The 17,776-nt window shown below is 70.1% G+C and carries 12 protein-coding genes; all 12 read right to left on the reverse strand.

Features of this window, described 5'->3' with window-relative positions:
• Positions 1–3: 3 nt before the first annotated feature.
• Positions 4–2,190: a 1,4-alpha-glucan branching protein GlgB gene (gene glgB / locus ODI_RS03715; RefSeq protein ID WP_067749655.1), complete on the reverse strand. Its 2,187-nt coding sequence runs from the start codon at positions 2,188–2,190 to the stop codon at positions 4–6.
• Positions 2,187–3,707, reverse strand: coding sequence for a putative maltokinase (locus ODI_RS03720; RefSeq protein ID WP_157929709.1), 1,521 nt, complete (start codon positions 3,705–3,707; stop codon positions 2,187–2,189). Before ODI_RS03720 ends, glgB begins: the two co-directional genes overlap by 4 nt.
• An 8-nt stretch (positions 3,708–3,715) precedes the next feature.
• Positions 3,716–6,955, reverse strand: coding sequence for an alpha-1,4-glucan--maltose-1-phosphate maltosyltransferase (locus ODI_RS03725; RefSeq protein ID WP_231968189.1), 3,240 nt, complete (start codon positions 6,953–6,955; stop codon positions 3,716–3,718).
• Positions 6,956–7,014: 59 nt separating this feature from the next.
• Entirely contained in the window at positions 7,015–8,586 is a 1,572-nt protein-coding gene (glgA, locus tag ODI_RS03730; RefSeq protein ID WP_067749661.1) for a glycogen synthase GlgA, read from the reverse strand.
• 229 nt (positions 8,587–8,815) lie between these two features.
• Positions 8,816–9,802: a lysylphosphatidylglycerol synthase domain-containing protein gene (locus ODI_RS03735; RefSeq protein WP_157929710.1), complete on the reverse strand. Its 987-nt coding sequence runs from the start codon at positions 9,800–9,802 to the stop codon at positions 8,816–8,818.
• On the reverse strand, positions 9,799–11,010 hold the full coding sequence (gene clsB, locus ODI_RS03740) for a cardiolipin synthase ClsB (RefSeq protein ID WP_067749663.1): 1,212 nt from the start codon (positions 11,008–11,010) through the stop codon (positions 9,799–9,801). Before clsB ends, ODI_RS03735 begins: the two co-directional genes overlap by 4 nt.
• Positions 11,007–11,807: an endonuclease/exonuclease/phosphatase family protein gene (locus ODI_RS03745; protein ID WP_231968190.1), complete on the reverse strand. Its 801-nt coding sequence runs from the start codon at positions 11,805–11,807 to the stop codon at positions 11,007–11,009. The genes clsB and ODI_RS03745 overlap by 4 nt, the downstream gene beginning before the upstream one ends.
• Positions 11,808–12,107: 300 nt before the next feature.
• Entirely contained in the window at positions 12,108–12,584 is a 477-nt protein-coding gene (locus tag ODI_RS03750; RefSeq protein ID WP_231968191.1) for a YbaN family protein, read from the reverse strand.
• A complete protein-coding gene (locus ODI_RS03755) occupies positions 12,581–13,174 on the reverse strand; it encodes a biliverdin-producing heme oxygenase (RefSeq protein WP_067749734.1) in 594 nt (197 codons plus the stop codon). The genes ODI_RS03750 and ODI_RS03755 overlap by 4 nt, the downstream gene beginning before the upstream one ends.
• A gap of 151 nt (positions 13,175–13,325) precedes the next feature.
• Positions 13,326–15,548 carry an HlyD family efflux transporter periplasmic adaptor subunit gene (locus ODI_RS03760; protein ID WP_067749667.1) on the reverse strand — a complete coding sequence of 741 codons (2,223 nt, stop codon included), beginning with the start codon at positions 15,546–15,548 and terminating at the stop codon, positions 13,326–13,328.
• 5 nt (positions 15,549–15,553) lie between these two features.
• Positions 15,554–16,930: an efflux RND transporter periplasmic adaptor subunit gene (locus ODI_RS03765; RefSeq protein ID WP_197707134.1), complete on the reverse strand. Its 1,377-nt coding sequence runs from the start codon at positions 16,928–16,930 to the stop codon at positions 15,554–15,556.
• Between the two features lie 30 nt (positions 16,931–16,960).
• Complete coding sequence (locus tag ODI_RS03770) at positions 16,961–17,776, reverse strand: efflux RND transporter periplasmic adaptor subunit (RefSeq protein WP_067749671.1); 816 nt, start codon at positions 17,774–17,776, stop codon at positions 16,961–16,963.

Below are 17,776 nucleotides of genomic sequence, written 5' to 3' on the forward strand. Positions count from 1 at the left end.
GGATCAATCCTCGGGGGTCAACAGCAGCGTGGTCAGGGGAGGCAGGCGCAGCACAAGGGAGTGCGCCATGCCATGGGCGGCAATGGGGTCGGCGTGCACGCCGCCCGCATTGCCCTGGTTGCCGCCGCCATAGGTTGCGGCGTCGGTGTTCAGGCATTCCCGCCAACGGCCGGCGGCGGGCACGCCGATGCGATAGCCTTCGCGGACGACCGGGGTGAAATTGCAGACGGCCAGCACCCATTGCCGGCGGTCGCTGCGCAGGTAGGCCAGCACGCTGTTGCCGCGGTCGTCGCCCACGACCCAGCGGAAGCCGTCGGGGTCGCAATCCAGCGCGTGCAAGGCCGGCAAGGCCGCGTACAGGTGATTCAGGTCGGCCACCAGGCGCTGCACGCCGCGGTGGCCGGTGTCGTCCAGCTGCGCCCAGGGCAGGGTGGCATCGTGATTCCATTCGCTGCGCTGGGCCAGTTCACCCCCCATGAACAGCAGCTTCTTGCCGGGATGGCTCCACATGAAACCGTAATAGGCGCGCAGGTTGGCCAGCTTGTCGCCGTGCCAACCGGGCATCTTGTTCAATAGCGAACCCTTGCCGTGCACCACCTCATCGTGCGACAGCGGCAGGACGAAATGCTCGGAATACGCATAGACCAGGCCGAAGGTCATGTCATCGTGGTGGTAGGCGCGATGTACCGGTTCGTGCGCCATGTAGCGCAAGGTGTCGTGCATCCAGCCCATGTTCCATTTGTAGTCGAAGCCCAGGCCATCGCGCGCCACCGGGGCGGTCACGCCGGGCCAGGCGGTCGATTCCTCGGCCACCGTGATCGCGCCGGGCGCAGCGTCATGCACGGCCTCGTTCATCTGGCGCAGGAAGGCGACCGACTCCAGATTCTCGCGACCGCCCAGGTGGTTGGGAATCCACTCGCCCGGCTTGCGGCTGTAGTCGCGATACAGCATGGAGGCCACCGCGTCCACGCGCAGTCCGTCGACGTGGTAGTGCTGCAGCCAGTGCATGGCGCTGGCCACCAGCATGGCGCGAACCTCGTTGCGGCCAAGGTTGTAGATGCAGGTGTTCCAGTCTGGATGGAAGCCTTCGCGCGGGTCGGCGTATTCGTACAGCGCGGTGCCGTCGAAATGCACGAGTCCATGGGCATCGTTGGGAAAGTGTGCAGGCACCCAGTCCAGCAGTACGCCGATGCCCTCTGCGTGGCAGCGGTCCACGAAACGCGCGAAGGACGTTGGCGTGCCGAGGCGCCCGCAGGGACTGAACATGCCGAGCGGCTGGTAGCCCCACGAGCCGCCGAAGGGATGCTCCATGACGGGCAGCAGTTCGATGTGCGTGAAGCCCATGGCCTTGGCGTAGGCGGGCAAGCGCTCGGCCAGCAAGTCCCAGGTATCGTCAGGACCCGCGTCGTCGGCCAGCCACGAGCCGGCATGCAACTCATAGATGGCCATTGGCGCGTCCGGCGCCTGCCGCGCCGCGCGGCGGGTCAGCCAGTCCGTGTCGGTCCAGGCGAAGGCGGTGGGGTCGGCGACCAGGGAGGCGGTGCCGGGCGAGGGTTCGCTGCGCCAGGCCACGGGGTCCGCGCGCAGGGTCGTGAGGCCGTCTGCGCCATGGACCTGGTACTTGTAGCGTTGGCCGGCTTGTACGCCGGGCACGAAGATTTCCCAGACGCCCGCGGTATGGCGCAGCCGCATGCCGTGGCGGCGCCCGTCCCAGCTGTTGAAGTCGCCCACCACCGCCACCCGCCGCGCATTCGGCGCCCAGACAGAGAAGCGCACGCCTTCGACCTCGCCGTGGCGCAGCCAGTGTGCGCCCAGCGCGCGACGGGCGCAGCGCCAGTCGCCCGCAGCCAGGCCGGCCAGGTCGGTCTCGTCGATCTGCGTGCCGTAGGCATAGGCGTCCGCCGTGTCCTGCTGCACGCCAGACCAGTCGATGCGCAGGCGATAGGCCGGGACGGGGTCGTTCCTGCCGGTCGGCAGCACGCCGACGAAGAGGCCCCCGCCCGCGTCGTCCAGCGGCACGTCGGTGCCGTCCGCGAGGGTTGCCGTCACCGCCGAGGCGCCGGGTTGCAGCGCGCGCAGCACCCGGCCAGCGCCACTGTCGTGCACGCCCAGCACTGCGAAAGGCTGGCCATGTTCGCCAGCGAGCAGGGCCCGCAGCGCATCGGGCGATGGATCGTCGGCGGGGATCATTGGCGCCCCTCCGCTGCCTGGACCAGCCTGGCCAGACCGTTCACGGGGATGTTTATCCAATCGGGTCGATGTGCGCATTCGTAGACGATTTCGTAGGCTGCTTTTTCCAGCAGACCCAGGTCGAGCAGGGCCGCGCGGCGGCCGGCGTCCTGGCACCCCGCGTCAGGATGGGCATGGTGGTAGGCATCGAGGAAGGCCGGGGCGGTCGCCGCGTGGAAAGTGGCGAGGGCGGCCAGGTCAGCCGCCTGCCGCGACAGCATCGCCGCGGCGTAGTCGAGCGAGCGCAGCAGGCCTGCGACGTCCTTGTAGGGGCTGTGGCGGGCGCGGCGCACCGACAGCGGGTTGGCGGGCTCGCCCTCGAAATCGATGAGCGTGGCGTCATCGGGGCTGAGCAATACCTGGCCCAGGTGGAAGTCGCCGTGCACCCGGATGCGCGTTTGGCCCAGCTCGGCCTGGCACAGTGCCTGGATGTGGGCGTCCAGCCAGGACCGGCGGGCCACCAGCCACTGCGCCGCTTCCCGTTCGCGCGCTGGCATGTCAGCCAGGCGCGGCGCCAGTGCTGCCAGCGCCCGCGCGAGCGTGTCCTGGACCTGGGTGGCGCGGGACGACAGGTGCCGCGCGCTGGCGGGTTCGGGCGCGAAGCGGGCGTCCTCCGATGGCCGCGCCAGCACCGCGTGCATTTCGCCCAGGCGCTGGCCGATGCGGGCCGTCATGCGTTGCAAGGGGGTCCAGTCGGGGGGCTGTCCCGACTGGCGCGCGGCGCGCAGGGCTGCCTCGCCTTGTGCCAGGGTCCAGCCCCAGGCGTCGCCATGGTTCGGCACATAGGCATGCAGGACGGCCAGCGTGCGGGGGCCAGGCGTCAGGTCCTGCTGCAACGCGCCCAGCAAGGCAGGGGCATGGGTGAATCCCGCGCGTGTCAGGTGCCGAGTCATTTCGGTTTCGGGCGACACGCCGGGCGCGACGCGACGTATCAGCTTGAGCACCGCGGCCTTTCCCACGACGACCGAACTGTTGGACTGCTCGCCGCGGATGGGTTGGACCGCGAGCGGATCGGGCAATGCCAGCGACGCCAGGCCAGCTTCGGGCACGGCCCGAAGCTGGCCTGCACGCCATGTCGCGCGCAGCGCCGCGAGCATGGCTTGCGTGAACGCCGTCGTATCGGCTGCCTCTGCCAGCCAGCCCTCGCGTCCGGCGAACGCCAGGCGCGCCAACGGTGCCTCGGGCAGCGTTTCCCAGCTGGCCGACAGCACCAGGAGGATGCGTTCTCCTTCAGGTGCGCCGGGCGTTTCGAGTTCGGCCAGCACCAGCGACACGCCGGGGGTCGTGTCGGGCAAGGGCGTCAGGGCCGCCACGCGCACGGGAAGCCCGTCGCGGTCTTGCGGGAACCAGCGGCGGGTGGCGAGAAAGACCGGCAGCACCTCGGTCTCGAGCTGTGCGCAGGCTTGGGGCGTCAGCGCCAAGCCTGGCGCCGTCTGCACGCCCAGCACGGGAATCGGCGCGGCGGCCGGGGGCGACATGGACGAATTCATGGCGCGGCCGCCGTCAGGCGCCACAGGCGATAGGGCGCATCCGGCGTCAGCGTCACGCCGTGCCAGTCGTGCCACCACGTCTCGGTGCCGTCCGCCAGCAGGTCCTCTGCAACGATGCCAGCCGGGCCTTTGCCTGCCAGCCAGCGCGGCAATGCCATCTCGCCCTGCTGCACGCGATGCGGATCGAGACTGATGACGCCCAGCACGATGTTGCCGTGGCAGGGCGTGGCCTTCCAGAAGCACAGCAGGTCGGGGTTGGCGCACTCGGCCACGTGGAAGCCACGGTGCGACTGCAGTGCCGGGTTCTGGCGGCGGATGAGGTTCAGCCGTGCGATCTGCGCGTTCAGGTTGCCGGGCTGGTCCCAGTCGCGCTGGCGGATCTCGTACTTCTCGGAGTCGAGGTATTCCTCCTTGCCCGGCACCGGCGCGGCCTCGCACAGTTCGAAGCCACTGTACATGCCCCACAGCCCGGAGGTCGTGGCGGCCAACGCTGCGCGGATCAGGAAACCCGCGCGTCCCGAGCCCTGCAGGAAATAGGGGTTGATGTCCGGCGTGTTGACGAAGAAATTCGGCCGGTAGGTGTCGGCCATCGGAGGCTGCGAGAGCTCACGCAGGTAGTCGATGATTTCCTGCTTGCCGTGCCGCCACGTGAAGTAGGTGTACGACTGCGTGAACCCCACCTTTGCCAGCCGCAACATCATGCGGGGCCGGGTGAAGGCCTCGGACAGGAACAGCACATCGGGGTGCGCATCCTGGACGCTGTCGATCAGCCAGGCCCAGAACGGCAGGGGCTTGGTGTGCGGATTGTCGACCCGGAAGACGCGCACGCCGTGTGCCACCCAGAACAGCACCACGTCGCGCAGCGCTTCCCACAGGGACGCCTGGCGGGCGCGCTTGCCGGTCTCGGCATAGAACGCGACGTTGACGATGTCTTCATATTTCTTCGGCGGATTCTCGGCGTGGCGGATGCTGCCGTCGGCGCGCCGGGTGAACCAGTCGGGATGCTCGGCCAGCCAGGGATGGTCCGGCGAGCACTGGATGGCGAAATCCAGTGCCACGTCCATTCCATGCGTACGAGCGTCCCGCAACAGCGCCAGGAAGTCCTGCAGGTTGCCCAGCTCCCCATGGATGGCGTCATGGCCGCCTTCCGCCGAGCCGATGGCGTAAGGGCTGCCGACGTCGCCGGGCGCCGCGATCAGGCTGTTGTTGCGGCCTTTGCGGTGCGACAGCCCGATGGGATGGATGGGCGGAAAATACAGCACGTCGAAACCCATCTCGCGCAGCGCGGGCAGGCGCCGGGCGACATCGGCGAAGGTACCGTGGCGGCCGGGCTCGCTGGATTGCGACCGCGGGAACAGTTCATACCAACTGGCGAATTCGGCCTGCGGCCTGTCCACCCACAGCGGGTAGGCAGGCGTGACGGCCTCGAAGGCGCGGTCATCCACGAGACGCATGGCCTGTGCGAGCGCGGGGTCCAGCAGCGTGGCCACACGCTCGGCGGTCGCGGCGGGAAGGTCGGCGGCGGCCAGCCGTTCGCCTTGGGAAGCCGGGGAAGGCAGGTCGCCCAGGGCGTGCAGCGCAGCCTTCACGGTGCGCACCGCCTCGGCGGGCTGGCGCTTGCCCGCACGTGCGGCGGCCGCACGCAGCAATGCCGCGCCGTCCAGGAGTTCCAGGCCACTGGCCACGCCCGCCTCGTGCTTCTTGCGCAACTCGTACGTGAAACTGGCCCAGGTGTCACGCCAGGCGGCGATCGCGAATTCGTGGCGGCCGACGCGCCGAGGCGTGAGGCTGGCCGCCCAGCGGTCATTGCCCAGGGGAACCAGCGACGCGACCTGCCACGTGTCTTCGTCCAATGCGCGCCAGCGCACTTCGCCCGCCAGGGTGTCGTGGCCGTCGAAGATCAGGTCCGCGCTGACGGCCAGTGGCCGATAGGTGATGGTCTTGGCGGGAAAGGCGCCATCGTCGACGGCCGGCGCCACGCTTTCGATGGCCAGGCGTTGCGGGGCCTGGCGGCGCATGGCGGTGTAGGCGGTCGACACGACGGGCTGCGGTGCGCCGACGGCGAGCCGCAGGCAGGCGCCCGGCGGCAGGCTGTCGGGCAGGTCGGCGGGTGTGCCGGCTTCGTCCGCGATGTGCAGTGCGCCGGGCGGCAGGACGCCGGCCAGGAGGCCGGGCGCCACCTGCGCCGGCGCCTGTGCGTCGGGGTTGATCAGCAACAGGTCCGCCGTGTCGGCAATGGCCAGCGGCGTACCGGCGCGCCGCAACAGCGCGGTGGCGCCGCCAGGTGGGCCGCCCACGATGTACAGGGTGCCGGCAGGCGGGCGTTGGCGCTGGCAGGACACTGCCGCCGCGATCTCGCGCGGGGGCAGCAGCGTGCGCGCAGGCAGCAGCATGCCGTCGCCCGCCAGCGCCGCTGCCCACAGCATGCGGCGGTCGGCGTGGGGCGTGCCCCGGCTGACACCGACGGGCGCGATGAGCGGGGCCACGGCGCGCAGTCGATGCGCTTCGTGCAGAAGCCAGTCGTCCTGGAAGTTCCACCAGGGCAGGGAAGAGAAGACGCCATCGAAACCCGCTCCACGCAGGCCCGCCAGGTGTTCGGGCGCCAGGCCGTGGGTCCAGGCATAGGCAAGCAGGGGCGCGGCATGGCCGCGCAGTCCGCCCAGCAGATGCCGCCAATCGGCGGCGGGCAGGCGTTGTGGCGCATCGAAGCAGAATCCTGCGACGCCGGCATCCAGCCAGCTCGCCAGGCGCGCATGCCAGGCTTGCAGGAATGCTGGGGGGACTGCACCCGCGCGCAACGTCAGGACTTGGCCCGCAGTCGGCGGCTGTCGGGGATCGCGGGCGGGCTCATCCACCGGCTGGGCAAGCCACTCGGGCAGGGCGGTGGCGGCCGTGGCGTGGCGCGCGGCGCGGTCCAGGGCCACCTCCACCACCAACGCCAGTCCGTATTCGCGTGCAGTGCGTGCCATGTCCGCCAGCAAGGTCGGCATGGCTTGCCCGCCCAGGCGGGTGGTGCTGGTGTCGGCATCGGCGGGCGCCGCATCGCCGTGGCCGTCCTGGGGGTCTTCGCCCTGCGTGGCATCGGCAGCGCGCCGCCACAGCGGCTCCACCAACACCCCGTTGGCGCCCACGCGCTGCGCGAACTCGCACAGCCCCTGCCAGGCGCCAACCGCCTCATCCGCCTTGCCAAGGTCGGCCAGGCCCACGTGCAGCAAGGCGGGGGGCGCAGCGTGCAACGCGGCGTCCGCGGGTGGGGCGGCTTTGCCGCGGCGCCGGGCAGCCATGGCAGCGGGCCTCAGGCCGCGGCGGGAATGGCGTCATCCGCCAGACCCGGTGCCGGCAATGCCAGCAGACTGGACGGTTTCGGGCGGGCCGCGACGCGCGGGGCGACCGCCTCGGCAAGGTCGCCCACCAGGTCGCGGTACAGCGCGGCATACCGCTCGACCGCATGGTCCCAACTGAAATTGGCGGTCATGGCATTGCGTTGGATGGCGCGCCACAGCGCGGGGCGCTGTTGCAGGCACAGCGTGCGGTCGATGGCGGCCGTCATGGCGTCGACGCTGTCGCCCTCGAACAGGACGCCCGTCGCGCAACGCATGGCCTCGAGCGGCGCTTCCTGGCCCGGATCGCGGATGGTGTCCACCATGCCGCCCACGCGCGAGCCGATGGGAATCGTGCCGTAGCGCATGGCATAGAGCGGCGTCAGGCCGAAGGGCTCGAAGCGGCTGCCATGCAACAGGATGTCGGCGCCGGCGTGCAGGCGGTGCGCCAGCGTCTCGTCATAGCCGATGTGCACGCCGCAACGCCCCGGATAGCGTTGCGCAAGCTCGGCCAGCGCGGCCTCCATGGCCGGGTCGCCACAGCCGATGGCCGCCACCTGCAGTCGCGGATGCGCATCCAGCGCGCGCGGCAGCGCCTGCACCGCCACGTCCGCCATCTTCTGGTGGGTGAGCCTGCTGCCCAGGGCCATGATGACGCTGTCCTCCCTGGCATGCAGACCGAAGGCATGCTGCAGGACGGCTTTGCAACGCGTCTTTGGCCGGGTGTCGCGGGCGCTGTAGCGGTCTTCGCCCAGCGCGGGGTCGCGCGCGGGGTCCCATTCGTGCGCGTCGATCCCGTTCGGGATGGCGATCAGCGCATCGCCGCGCGAAGCCAGGACGGAATCCAGGCCGCAACCGAAAGCGGGGGTCAGGATTTCCTGGGCGTAGTGATGGCTGACGGTGGTGACGCGGTCGGCGTGCAGGATCCCGGCCTTCAGGAAATTGAGCCGGTCCCAGGCCACGGCGTGCTGCGTGTTCCGATATATCCGGGGCAAATGGATGGCGTCCGCCCACGCCATGTCGAATGCGCCCTGGAATGCCATGTTGTGCAGGGTCAGGACGGTGCGCACACCGCGCACGCCCGCCGCATGCATCAGCAACGGCACCAGGCCGGCGTGCCAATCATGCGCGTGGACCACGTGTGGCGCATCCAGCCCCGGCAGGCCTTGCGCAATGCAGCTTGCTGCGTGGGACAGCGCCGCGAAGCGCAGGGCGTTATCGGGGTGTTCCTTGCCTTCGCCATCGACGTAGGGACTGACACGGTCATACAGCGCGTCGTTGCACAGGGCCAGGACCCTCAGTCCGGAAGACCGGCAGTGGCCACGCACCAGGGTGGCCGGGCCGCCCGGCAGGTCCGGCAGCCGCGCGACCGTGCGCGCACGACTCAAACCGTCGACCACGCCGGGGTAGGCGGGAAGCAGCACCTGGACATCCTGGCCGGCAGTCCCCATGGCAAGCGCCATGCCGGTCACCGCATCTCCCAGGCCCCCTGTCTTCGCCAAGGGGTAAGCCTCGGCCGTTACCATCAGCACTCGAATTGGCGGCATTTGCCTCGTTCCCATTACGTGCGGCTGGCGGCAACATGCTCAGGCCAACCCATTGGGATTCACTCTACGCATCCGTTCCGTCCCGGGTTCCGCCCATGTGTAATGACGCGTGACGGAGTGCGATGGGCGGAAGTGGTGCGCAAGGCGCTCCCGGCGAGCGCCACGGCGGGGCATGGGGCACCCTCACGCGGGGAATGTGTTGCAGTTGTCGCGAAGTCTGACGAGGCGCTTACCGCGCGTGACGAGTGTCGGCGCCGGACATCCTGGCCTCGACCGCAAGGTAGGCCACCAACCCGAGCACCAGCGGCGTCAAGGCATAGCAGGCCCGATACATCAACACGGCGCCCAGGATGGTGGGCGGGGGCAATTGCGAGGACAACGCGGCGACGAAGATTGCCTCGGTCGTGCCCAGCCCGCCCGGGATGTGCGTGACCACGGCGGCGATGCTGGCGCACAGGAGAACGCCCAGCACGGTCGGATAGGCGACCTCGCCTTGCAGGAAGGCATACAGGATGGCAGCCATCAGGCACCACGACAGTGCGCCCAGCAAGGCCTGGCTGCCGGCCATGCGCCAGGACGGCAGGTGGATCTCCTGTCCGCGTAGCGTCCAGTCACGCTTGCGCGAGAATGCACACAGGCCCAGGTAGCCCGCCGAGATGGCCAGCAGCGCCGCGCCTATCAGCGTCAGCAGACCCTTTCCCAGCCCCCAGCCTTCAGGCGTCGGGACGAAGCCGCCCACGAACAGCAGGCCGCCCAGCCAGGCGTAGCCAAGCCAGTTGGTGACCGTGCTGAAAAGAAAGACCCGGCTGATCGTCGGCGTGTCCAATCCCAGCTTGGCATACAGCCTGAAGCGTACGGCCACGCCGCCCAGCAGCACGCCAAGGTTCTGGTTCAGCGAATAGCTGATGGCCGTGACGCCCAGCACTTTCCAGGCGGGAAGGTCATGGCCGGCGTACTGGCGCGACAACAGGTCGAAGCTGGCATATACGGCATAGCCCGCGGCTGCCAGCGCCAGGCCCAGCGCGATGGTAAGCGGCGGGATGCGGCGTGCCGCGGCCAGCACCTCTGGCCAGTCGACCTGCATGGCCAGCTTGCCGATCAGCACGGCGGTCACCGCCATGATGAGCCCGACGAAGCACTTCTTCAGCACGCTCCCGTGCGCCCGGATCCAGCCTCGCATCCCGCGCGGCTGGCGGGTGTGCGCATCGGCGCTCATGAGGTCTCCCCCACGTCCGAGTGGTCGAACGCGTCGGCGGAAATGGTCTTCAGGCGCGAGCGATGGGCGGGGAAGTAGCCTGCCCATGCCGGAAAGCGCCGCAGGAAGTGGAAGACGAACACGCCCGTCCACAGCCGGCGCAAGGTGCCGCCCGAACGCGAGGGCGCGGGCGCGCGCTGGCAATGATGGGCCATCAGGCGTTCCAGGCTTTCGCGCAACGCCTGGTTCAGCGCGGGATCGCGCACCACGACGTTCGCCTCCAGGTTCAAGGACAGGCTGAGGGGGTCGAGATTGCTGGAGCCGATGGTGGACCATTCGTCGTCCACGATCGCCACCTTGCCGTGCAGCGGGCGCTGGCAGTATTCGTAGATTTCCACGCCGGCCTCGAGCAGGTATTCGTAGAGCATTCCCGCCGCCATCTTGGCCACCGGCATGTCGGGCTGGCCTTGCAGGATCAGGCGAACCCGCACGCCGCGGCGAGCCGCGCGCGCCAGGTCATGCAACAGGCGAAAGCCCGGGAAGAAATACGCATTGGCGATCAGGATTTCCCTGGTCGCGCTGCGGATGCCGGTGCGATAGACCCGTTCGATATCGTCGCGGTGCTGGCCGTTGTCGCGGAACACCAGCCTGCCGGTGCCCGGCTCGACGAGGTCAGCCTCGGGAGGCGGGCGGCGCCGCAGGCGCGGCAGGCCACGCTTGGCGGGCGCCAGCATCTTGCGGGCGAACTCGCGCAGGTCGCCCGCCAGCGGGCCGTCGATCTGCACGGCGTAGTCCTGTTTGGCTTCGGGACCGAAGTCGGCCAGGTGGTCGGCGGAGTAATTGATGCCGCCGATCAGTGCGCGCTCGCCGTCGATGGTCACGATCTTGCGGTGCATGCGGCGGAACCAGTTCGTGCGCATGCCCAGGACACGCGGGCGCGGGTCGAACACGTGGAAGCCCACGCCGGCGTCGGTCATGCCGCCGACGAATTCCTCGGACAGGCCTTCCGAGCCATAGCCATCGACGGTCAGCTCCACCTGCACGCCACGCCGCGCCGCCGCGATCAGCGCCTCGCGGATCTGCTGGCCGACCTTATCGTCGAAGAGAATGAAGGTCTCGACCAGGACTTCCTTGCGCGCCTGCCCGACCAGCTCGATCACGCGCGGGAAGAATTCCTCGCCGTTCTCGAGCAGTTCGAAGCGATTGCCGCTACGCCATTGGACGTTCATACCTCAACCTCCGCCGCGATCGGCAAATGATCAGACAGGGCCCGCCAGGGCCGGGCGCTCATCGGCCGGGGCTTGAACTGCCGGATGTTGCGCACGTAGATACGGTCCAGCGGCAGCAATGGGAAGCGTGCGGGAAAGGTGCGCGCGGGCGCCCCGAAGCTGTCCGTATAGACCTCCGTGGCGCCGCAGGCCGCGAGCACCTGGCCGGCGCGGCGGCGCCAATCGTTGAAGTCGCCGGCCACCACGACGGGCTCGCCATCCGGCAAGGTGTCGCGCAGCAGCGCGCACAGGCTTTCCAGCTGCAGCCGCCGATGCGTCTCGTGCAGGCCCAGGTGGACGCAGACCGCGTGCACCGGTACGCCTTCCACGTCCAGTACGCAATGCAGCAAGCCGCGGTTCTCGTGCCCGGGCACGCTGATGTCGTGGTTGTCGTAGGCGATGATGGGGTACTTGGACAGGATCGCATTGCCGTGATGGCCGTCGGTGTAGACCGCGTTGCGGCCGTAGGCGAAGTTGGGCCACAACTCGTCCGCCAGGAACTCGTACTGGGTCAGCGTCGGCCAGGCCTGGTAGCGGCTGGCATGGCGCTGGTGCTCGCCGATGATCTCCTGCAGGAAGACCACGTCCGGTGCCGCGTAGCGGATGGCGTCGCGAAGTTCGTGGAGGATCATCTTTCGATTGAAGAACGTGAATCCCTTGTGGGCGTTGACCGTCAGCACGTGCAAGCCGACGGGCGCACGGGCGCCTGCCACCGAAGGCAGGTCGGGAAGGTGGGAGGGGGGCGGGCTGCTGCGCAAGCTTGTTACCAACGTTACGGGGCTGCGACGTCGGGGCGCCTGCTTGCGGCAGGGGCAGTGGGCGCGGCCGCCAGGCGGGAACCCGGCGCAGTGGCGGCAGCGCTGGCCGGGCGCGGGCCGGACCGCGCCGGAGAAGAGCCGGGCGCAGTGCTGCCCGGTCGTTCAGGCACGCCGGGAACGTAATAAGGTAGACGGGCGGAAACCATGGCGCCTCCTGGGCATCGGATTTGTCATCACGATGCCGCAGTCGCCCTTGCCAAGGTTTGTCTGAAGGTATCCAGGCGTAGGCGCCTGCTGCGCTCAGGCGGGTCGGGAGGCGTCGGGTTCGGGTCGCCGCCACAGCCAGGCGAGCACGCCTGCCATGCACGCGGCGGCGGGCCAGGCCACCCAGGCGGGCGGGCCGGCGTGGATCAGCAGGCCCAGGCAAACCGTCATGGATACGGTTGCGCTGATCTTTGCGGCGCGGCTGACGCGCCGTCCCTGGCGCCAGTTACGCAGCAGCGGACCGAACCACGGGTGCGCGTGCAGCCAGTGGTGCAGGCGGGGCGAGCTGCGCGCCGCCGCCCAAGAGGCCAGCAGCACGAACTCCGTGCTGGGCAGGCCGGGCAGGAAGGCGCCGGCGACCGCCAGGCACAGGCTTGCGCAAGCCAGCAGGAAGTACAGCGCACGCTGCAACGGCGAGCGTGCGGGCGCGGGCACGGCATGGAGCGGGCCGGGCAAGCCGGCCCCCAGGGCCTGGCCGCCGGGCTCGGCGCGCATGCGGCCTAGCGGGTTCATGCGCCCAGGTCGAAGTGACGCGTGAGCAACTGGCCGAAGCGATCGTAGGCAGCGTTGGCGCCCGCGATGACGGCGTCGTGCGTGTCCGGATCGATGGCCTCGCTGTCCAGCGAGGCGACGAAGCGGCGCCACACGATGGCGCGGCCTTCCGGATAGGCCGCCAGGTTGCGCGCGCCGAACTCGGCCGAGAGGCCCAGGCTGGCCTGCGCTTCCTTGAAGAGGAAGGCGGCGCCCAGGGTCGAGCCTTCGGAGACGTACAGCCAGCCCAGCGCTTCGGGCATGGTGACGCCGACGCTGGCGATGTCGTCCTGCGGCGCGGCGGCGCCCAGGTCGCGCAGGTCGGCCAGCGAGGCTTCTTCGCGGCCGCGCGCTTCCAGGTCGGGCACGGCGGACTTCACGGCAGCGTCCTTGAACAGGAATTCGACGTCGCGCTGGAACAGGTATTGCGCGGCGACGAAGCGGGCATAGGACTCACGGCTGGCGAAGGGCGCGGCGCGCGCCATCAGCGTGTGCATGCGTTCGTGCTGGTCGTTGGTTTCTTGCTTCAGGCGCTGCGACAGCGAGGGGCGCTCGAGGATTTCGGTGGTCATGATGGCGGCGGAAAATGAGAGGGGAGGGGACGCGGGATGGCTGCCGCGAATGGGTTTCATTATTTCCCAGCCCTCCGGGAATGACACGTTAAAGTTGCTTAAGGAACGCAGCTGCCGACTGGCTTGGAAGCCGCGCCAGGAAAGGCTCTGCTCAGAATCCGGTCTCTCGCACGAGAATGGCGGCGGCACGGCGCCAGATCTTCGCCAGCAGGCTCTCGGCCGCGCCATCGATGACCACGGTGCCACGCAATGCCTGCGCGCGCGGCATGGGCGCCGCTGCGTCATCGGCGGGGCGCAGCAGCAAGCGATAGACAGCGCGTTCCGGCATCAGGCCCTGGCTTTCCGGGTCATGCCGTTTGTCGCTGGCCGGCGCCTGCAGCGCGGCGATGCCGCCGCCATGCGTGGAACTGAGTTCAGGCGCCGCGTGCAGACGGCGGGTCGCGGTGGCCGATATGTCTTCCACGCGCAGGTCGATGGCATCGACGCGTGGGTCTTCGGCAAGGAAGCGGGCCTTGCCGTCCTGGCGCAGCCGATGCAGGTCCTGCTCGGACACGTAGGCCTCCACCCGCATCTGGCGCGGATCCGCCAGTGTCGCCAGCCATTCGCCCTGGCCGATCCACTCGCCTTCGGCCAAGGGGTGGGCCTGATCCGCGACGACGCCATCGAAGGGGGCGCGCAGCGTCAGTTGCGCGGCCTGGCGCGACAGCACGTCGAAGCGCGCCTGCGCGGCCTGCAGCTCGCCCTGCGCCACCGGCACCGAGGCCGCCGTGTCCCGCGTCATGGCCTGGAAGGCCTGTTGCCATTGCAGCACGCGGATGCGGCGCGCCAGCGCGTCGCGTTCGTGTTCGAGGTCTGGTGCGCGCAGCACGAAAAGCGGCGTGCCGGCCGGGATGGCCTGGCCGGCCTGGGCGGCGATCCGCTCCACCTGGGCACCCACGGGCGCGATGATCTGCGCCTGTTGCGCGGCGCGCAGCAGGGCCGGCGCGTCGATGCGCGTTCGCCAGGGAATGATGGCGGCCAGCAGGGCCAGCGCGGCCATGACGGCGGTCAGGCGGCTGCGGCGGTTCCAGCCCTGGCCTGGCGCCTTGCCCAGGCGTTCGCGCCAGGCGCGCAGTTCGGTATAGAGGGGACGAAGGATGAAGGCCACGATCTCGATGGCGAAAAGGACGATGCCCAGCAGCTTGAACGCCATGTGATAGACGAGCAGGGCGATGCCGAGGAAGAGGAAGAAGCGGTAGATCCAGACGCTGTAGGCATACAGGATCAGCGTGCGTTCGCGCCAGGGCGCGAACACTTCGGGCTTGTCGTCGCCCAGGCCGAAGAGCCATTCGCGCAGGCGCCAGCGGCCCAGCGCGAAGGCGCGGTGCTGCAGGTTGGGCACGTTCAGCGCGTCGGACAGCAGGAAGTAGCCGTCGAAGCGCATGAGCGGGTTCAGGTTCACCGCCAGCGTCAGCAGCCAGGTGGTGGTGGCCAGCATGAAGGCCGCGCTGCGCAGCATGCCGTCGGGCAGGAAGCTCCAGGCCAGCGTGGCCCAGGCGGCCAGCGCGGTCTCGGCCGCCATGCCGGCGGCGCCGATGGACAGGCGCTTGCGCCGGCTGGCCAGGCGCCAGGCGCCGGACGAGTCGGTGTACAGCACCGGCCACATCACCATGAAGGCCACGCCCATGGTGGCGACGCGGCAGCCATGCTGCTTCGCGGCATAGGCATGGCCCAGTTCGTGCAGCACCTTGGCCGCGCCCAGCGTGATGGCCGCGGCCAGCGCGCCTTCCAGGGTGAAGAAATGCAGGAAGGTGTGCAGGAACTGGTCCCACTGGCGCGCGGCCAGGAACAGGCCGACGAGTCCGGCGGCCGCTGTCAGCCGGGCGAAGGTGCGCGTGAAGAAGAGCCGCCGCACCCGCGGCAGGGTACGCGTGAGGAACGCGTCGGGGCGCACCAGCGGGACGCGGAAGAACAGGTACTGGTGCATCAGCTGCTTCAGCCAGTGGCCGCCTTGGCGGTCCTTGGCGGCCTGGCGGTGCTGGGCGATGGCCTTGGGGCCGCGTGACTGGACCAGGCTGTTGCGTTGCAGGAATTGCGCGAAGGCATCGACGTCGGCGGCGTCCAGCGCCAGGGTCGTCTCATCGCTGATGGCGTGGGCGATGGCATCGGCCTTGCCCAGGCGCCAGCGCGCCAGCATCTCGGCTTCGGCCCAGCCGATCTGGAAGAAGGCGGCGCGGCCGGGGTCTTCCAGCGTCCAGGCGGGCGAGCCGTCATGGTTGCGCGGAGAGCGATGCAACAGCAGGTCTTCGCGCAGCAAGGGCAGGGGCGCCGGTTTCGCGGCAGGCGAGGGCAGTGCGTCCGCAGGCAGCGGCAGGGACGGGATTGCGGAAGCCATCGCGCTTACAGGCCGAGCCACACGCGCAGCGTCGCCAGCGGCTTGCGCAGCAGGTAGCCCGCCAGGGGGGTACGCGAGCCGTACAGCTTCGCGGTGCCCTTCAAGCCGACACGGGGCAGGTCCTCGGGCGCGACGGTCTCGTCGAAGCGGGCGCGCACCCGGTAGGCCAGCGTGCCGTCGGCGGCGGGTGCGGCGCGATAGCCCACGCGCAACAAGGTGGCGGACAGCGGCGCGGCGGGCGCGGTATTCAGGAACAGGCTGACGGTGGCGCCGGCCGGCAGGTCGATGGCGTCGCCCACGGGCAGCAGGATCTCCAGTTCCGCATCGCCCGGATCGGCCACCATCATGATGCGTTCGCCCAGGGCAACGGGCTTGCCGATCCAGTCCGCCGGATCGTCGAAGAGGGCGATGCCGTCGCGTTCCGCGTGCAGCTGGGTGCGCGCGAGCGCCTTGGTGTAATAGTCGGCATCGGCGGCCGCCTGGTCGCGCTTGCCCAGCGCCAGGGCCAGGGTTGCCTTGCTGCGCTCGTCCACCAGCGCCTGCTGGCGGTTCTGCCGCAGTTCGGCGTCGGCCACCGCCAAGGCCTGGCGCGCCGTCTCCAGCCTGCCTTCGAGTTCGCGCGAGTCCAGCGCGGCCAGCAGTTGGCCGGCCTTCACGGCTTGATTGGGGGTGACGGCGATGCGGTCCACCACGCCCTGCAGCGGCGCCCGCACGGCGAAGGGCGAGCGGGCGACGACCTCGGCGGGGGCCAGCACGGATTGCCGCACGGGCAGGCACAGCAGCACGAGCACGGCGGCGGCCAGGGCCAGCCACCAGCGGCCGCGCCGCTTGCCGTGCCGCAACGTCGCCCACCAGCCTTTGGGGCCGCGCCGTTCCTGGCGTGGCGCGAGCGCGCGCCAGGCATGCGCATAGGCGTCGGCCAGCAGGCCGAGGACCTGGCTTTCGCCAGGCGCCCAAGGTGTGTCGCGCCACAGGGCCAGCAGCCCCTGGCGCGGGGCGCCGTCGCGATCGTCGGCGAGCGGCAGGGGCAGCAGCCAACCGTGGGCGGGCAGGTGCTCGGCCCACATGGCCGCCTCGTCGGCCTGCGCGTGCAAGGCGCCGGCTCCACCCGCGCGGGCGCGGGCCGCCAGCACGCCGGCCAGCCAGACGGTGTAGGGCGCATTGGCGTCCGGCACGGCCAGGCCAGACAGCGCCGACACGGTACCGTCGCCGCCCGGGTCGGGCAGCCACAGCGCGGCCTGCCGATAGGGCGCCAGCGCGTGCGTGTCATTGACCATCAGGAACGCCAGCTCCTGCGTGTCGGCGCAGGCGCGGGCGCGCTGTTCCAGTTGCAGGAGGGCGGCAAGCCGCTGTTCGCGGGTGGGGGAAATGGGCGTGGTCACTGCGGGTTCGATAGAGGATGCCGCGTGGCGTCAGGGCGTCTTGCCGGCAGGGGGATCGACGCGCACATTGCCGCTCATGCCGGGCAGCAGGTCGGCGGCTGCGCCGTCCTTGCCGGCCAGTCGGCCGATGATCTTCACGGACTGGCTGATCGGGTCGACGGCGCCGGCGATGTGCGAGACTTCGGCCGCGTAATCGCGCCCGGTTTCGTCGACGGTGATGCGCAGCGGATAGCCGGGCTTGAGCCACGCCAGCCAGCGCGAAGGCACGATGGTTTCCAGTTCGAAGGCCGAGTCGTCGTAGATGCTCAGCAGCTTCTGGCCCTCGGCCACGCTTTCGGCCGCGCGCGCATAGCTTTCCCCCACGCGTCCGGCATACGGCGCGGTGATCGTGCAGCGCTCCACCAGCACGCGCTCCGCGCCGCTTTCGGCGCGCGCCACGGACACCGCCGCGCGGGCCTGTTCCACGTCGGAGCGGCTGATGGACTTCAGCGTGTCCAGCTGCTCCGCGACGGCAAGCTTCTTGCGGGCGGCCGCCTCGGCCTGCACGGCGCGTTCCAGCCGCGCACGGTTCAGCGCGCAGTCGTAGGCCACCAGCACGTCGCCCTTCTTGAAGCGGTCGCCTTCGCGCAGGGGGAGGCGGTCGATGCGCGCCGCCAGTCCGCTGGAGATCACCGCACGGCGTGCCGCCACCAGTTGCGCGCGGGTGCTGTCGACCTGGGCGGACAACGGCGAGGAAGGCGTGGGCAGCGGCGGCAGGTCTTGCGACCAGGCCGGCGCGGCCAGCCACAGGGCGGCTGCCAGCGCCAGCCGGGCGCCGGGACGGCGTCGCGCGTAATGTCCGGTCAT

The organism is Orrella dioscoreae (genome assembly GCF_900089455.2).
Taxonomy (GTDB): Bacteria; Pseudomonadota; Gammaproteobacteria; order Burkholderiales; family Burkholderiaceae_B; genus Orrella; species Orrella dioscoreae.

Bases quoted from the DNA above. Each gene is read 5' to 3' on its own strand.
- ODI_RS03770 (WP_067749671.1), bottom strand. From the start codon at position 17,776: ATGACCGGACATTACGCGCGACGCCGTCCCGGCGCCCGGCTGGCGCTG.
- ODI_RS03760 (WP_067749667.1), bottom strand. From the start codon at position 15,548: ATGGCTTCCGCAATCCCGTCCCTGCCGCTGCCTGCGGACGCACTGCCC.
- ODI_RS03720 (WP_157929709.1), bottom strand. From the start codon at position 3,707: ATGTCGCCCCCGGCCGCCGCGCCGATTCCCGTGCTGGGCGTGCAGACG.
- glgA (WP_067749661.1), bottom strand. From the start codon at position 8,586: ATGCCGCCAATTCGAGTGCTGATGGTAACGGCCGAGGCTTACCCCTTG.
- ODI_RS03750 (WP_231968191.1), bottom strand. From the start codon at position 12,584: ATGAACCCGCTAGGCCGCATGCGCGCCGAGCCCGGCGGCCAGGCCCTG.
- glgB (WP_067749655.1), bottom strand. From the start codon at position 2,190: ATGATCCCCGCCGACGATCCATCGCCCGATGCGCTGCGGGCCCTGCTC.
- ODI_RS03735 (WP_157929710.1), bottom strand. From the start codon at position 9,802: ATGAGCGCCGATGCGCACACCCGCCAGCCGCGCGGGATGCGAGGCTGG.
- ODI_RS03755 (WP_067749734.1), bottom strand. From the start codon at position 13,174: ATGACCACCGAAATCCTCGAGCGCCCCTCGCTGTCGCAGCGCCTGAAG.
- clsB (WP_067749663.1), bottom strand. From the start codon at position 11,010: ATGAACGTCCAATGGCGTAGCGGCAATCGCTTCGAACTGCTCGAGAAC.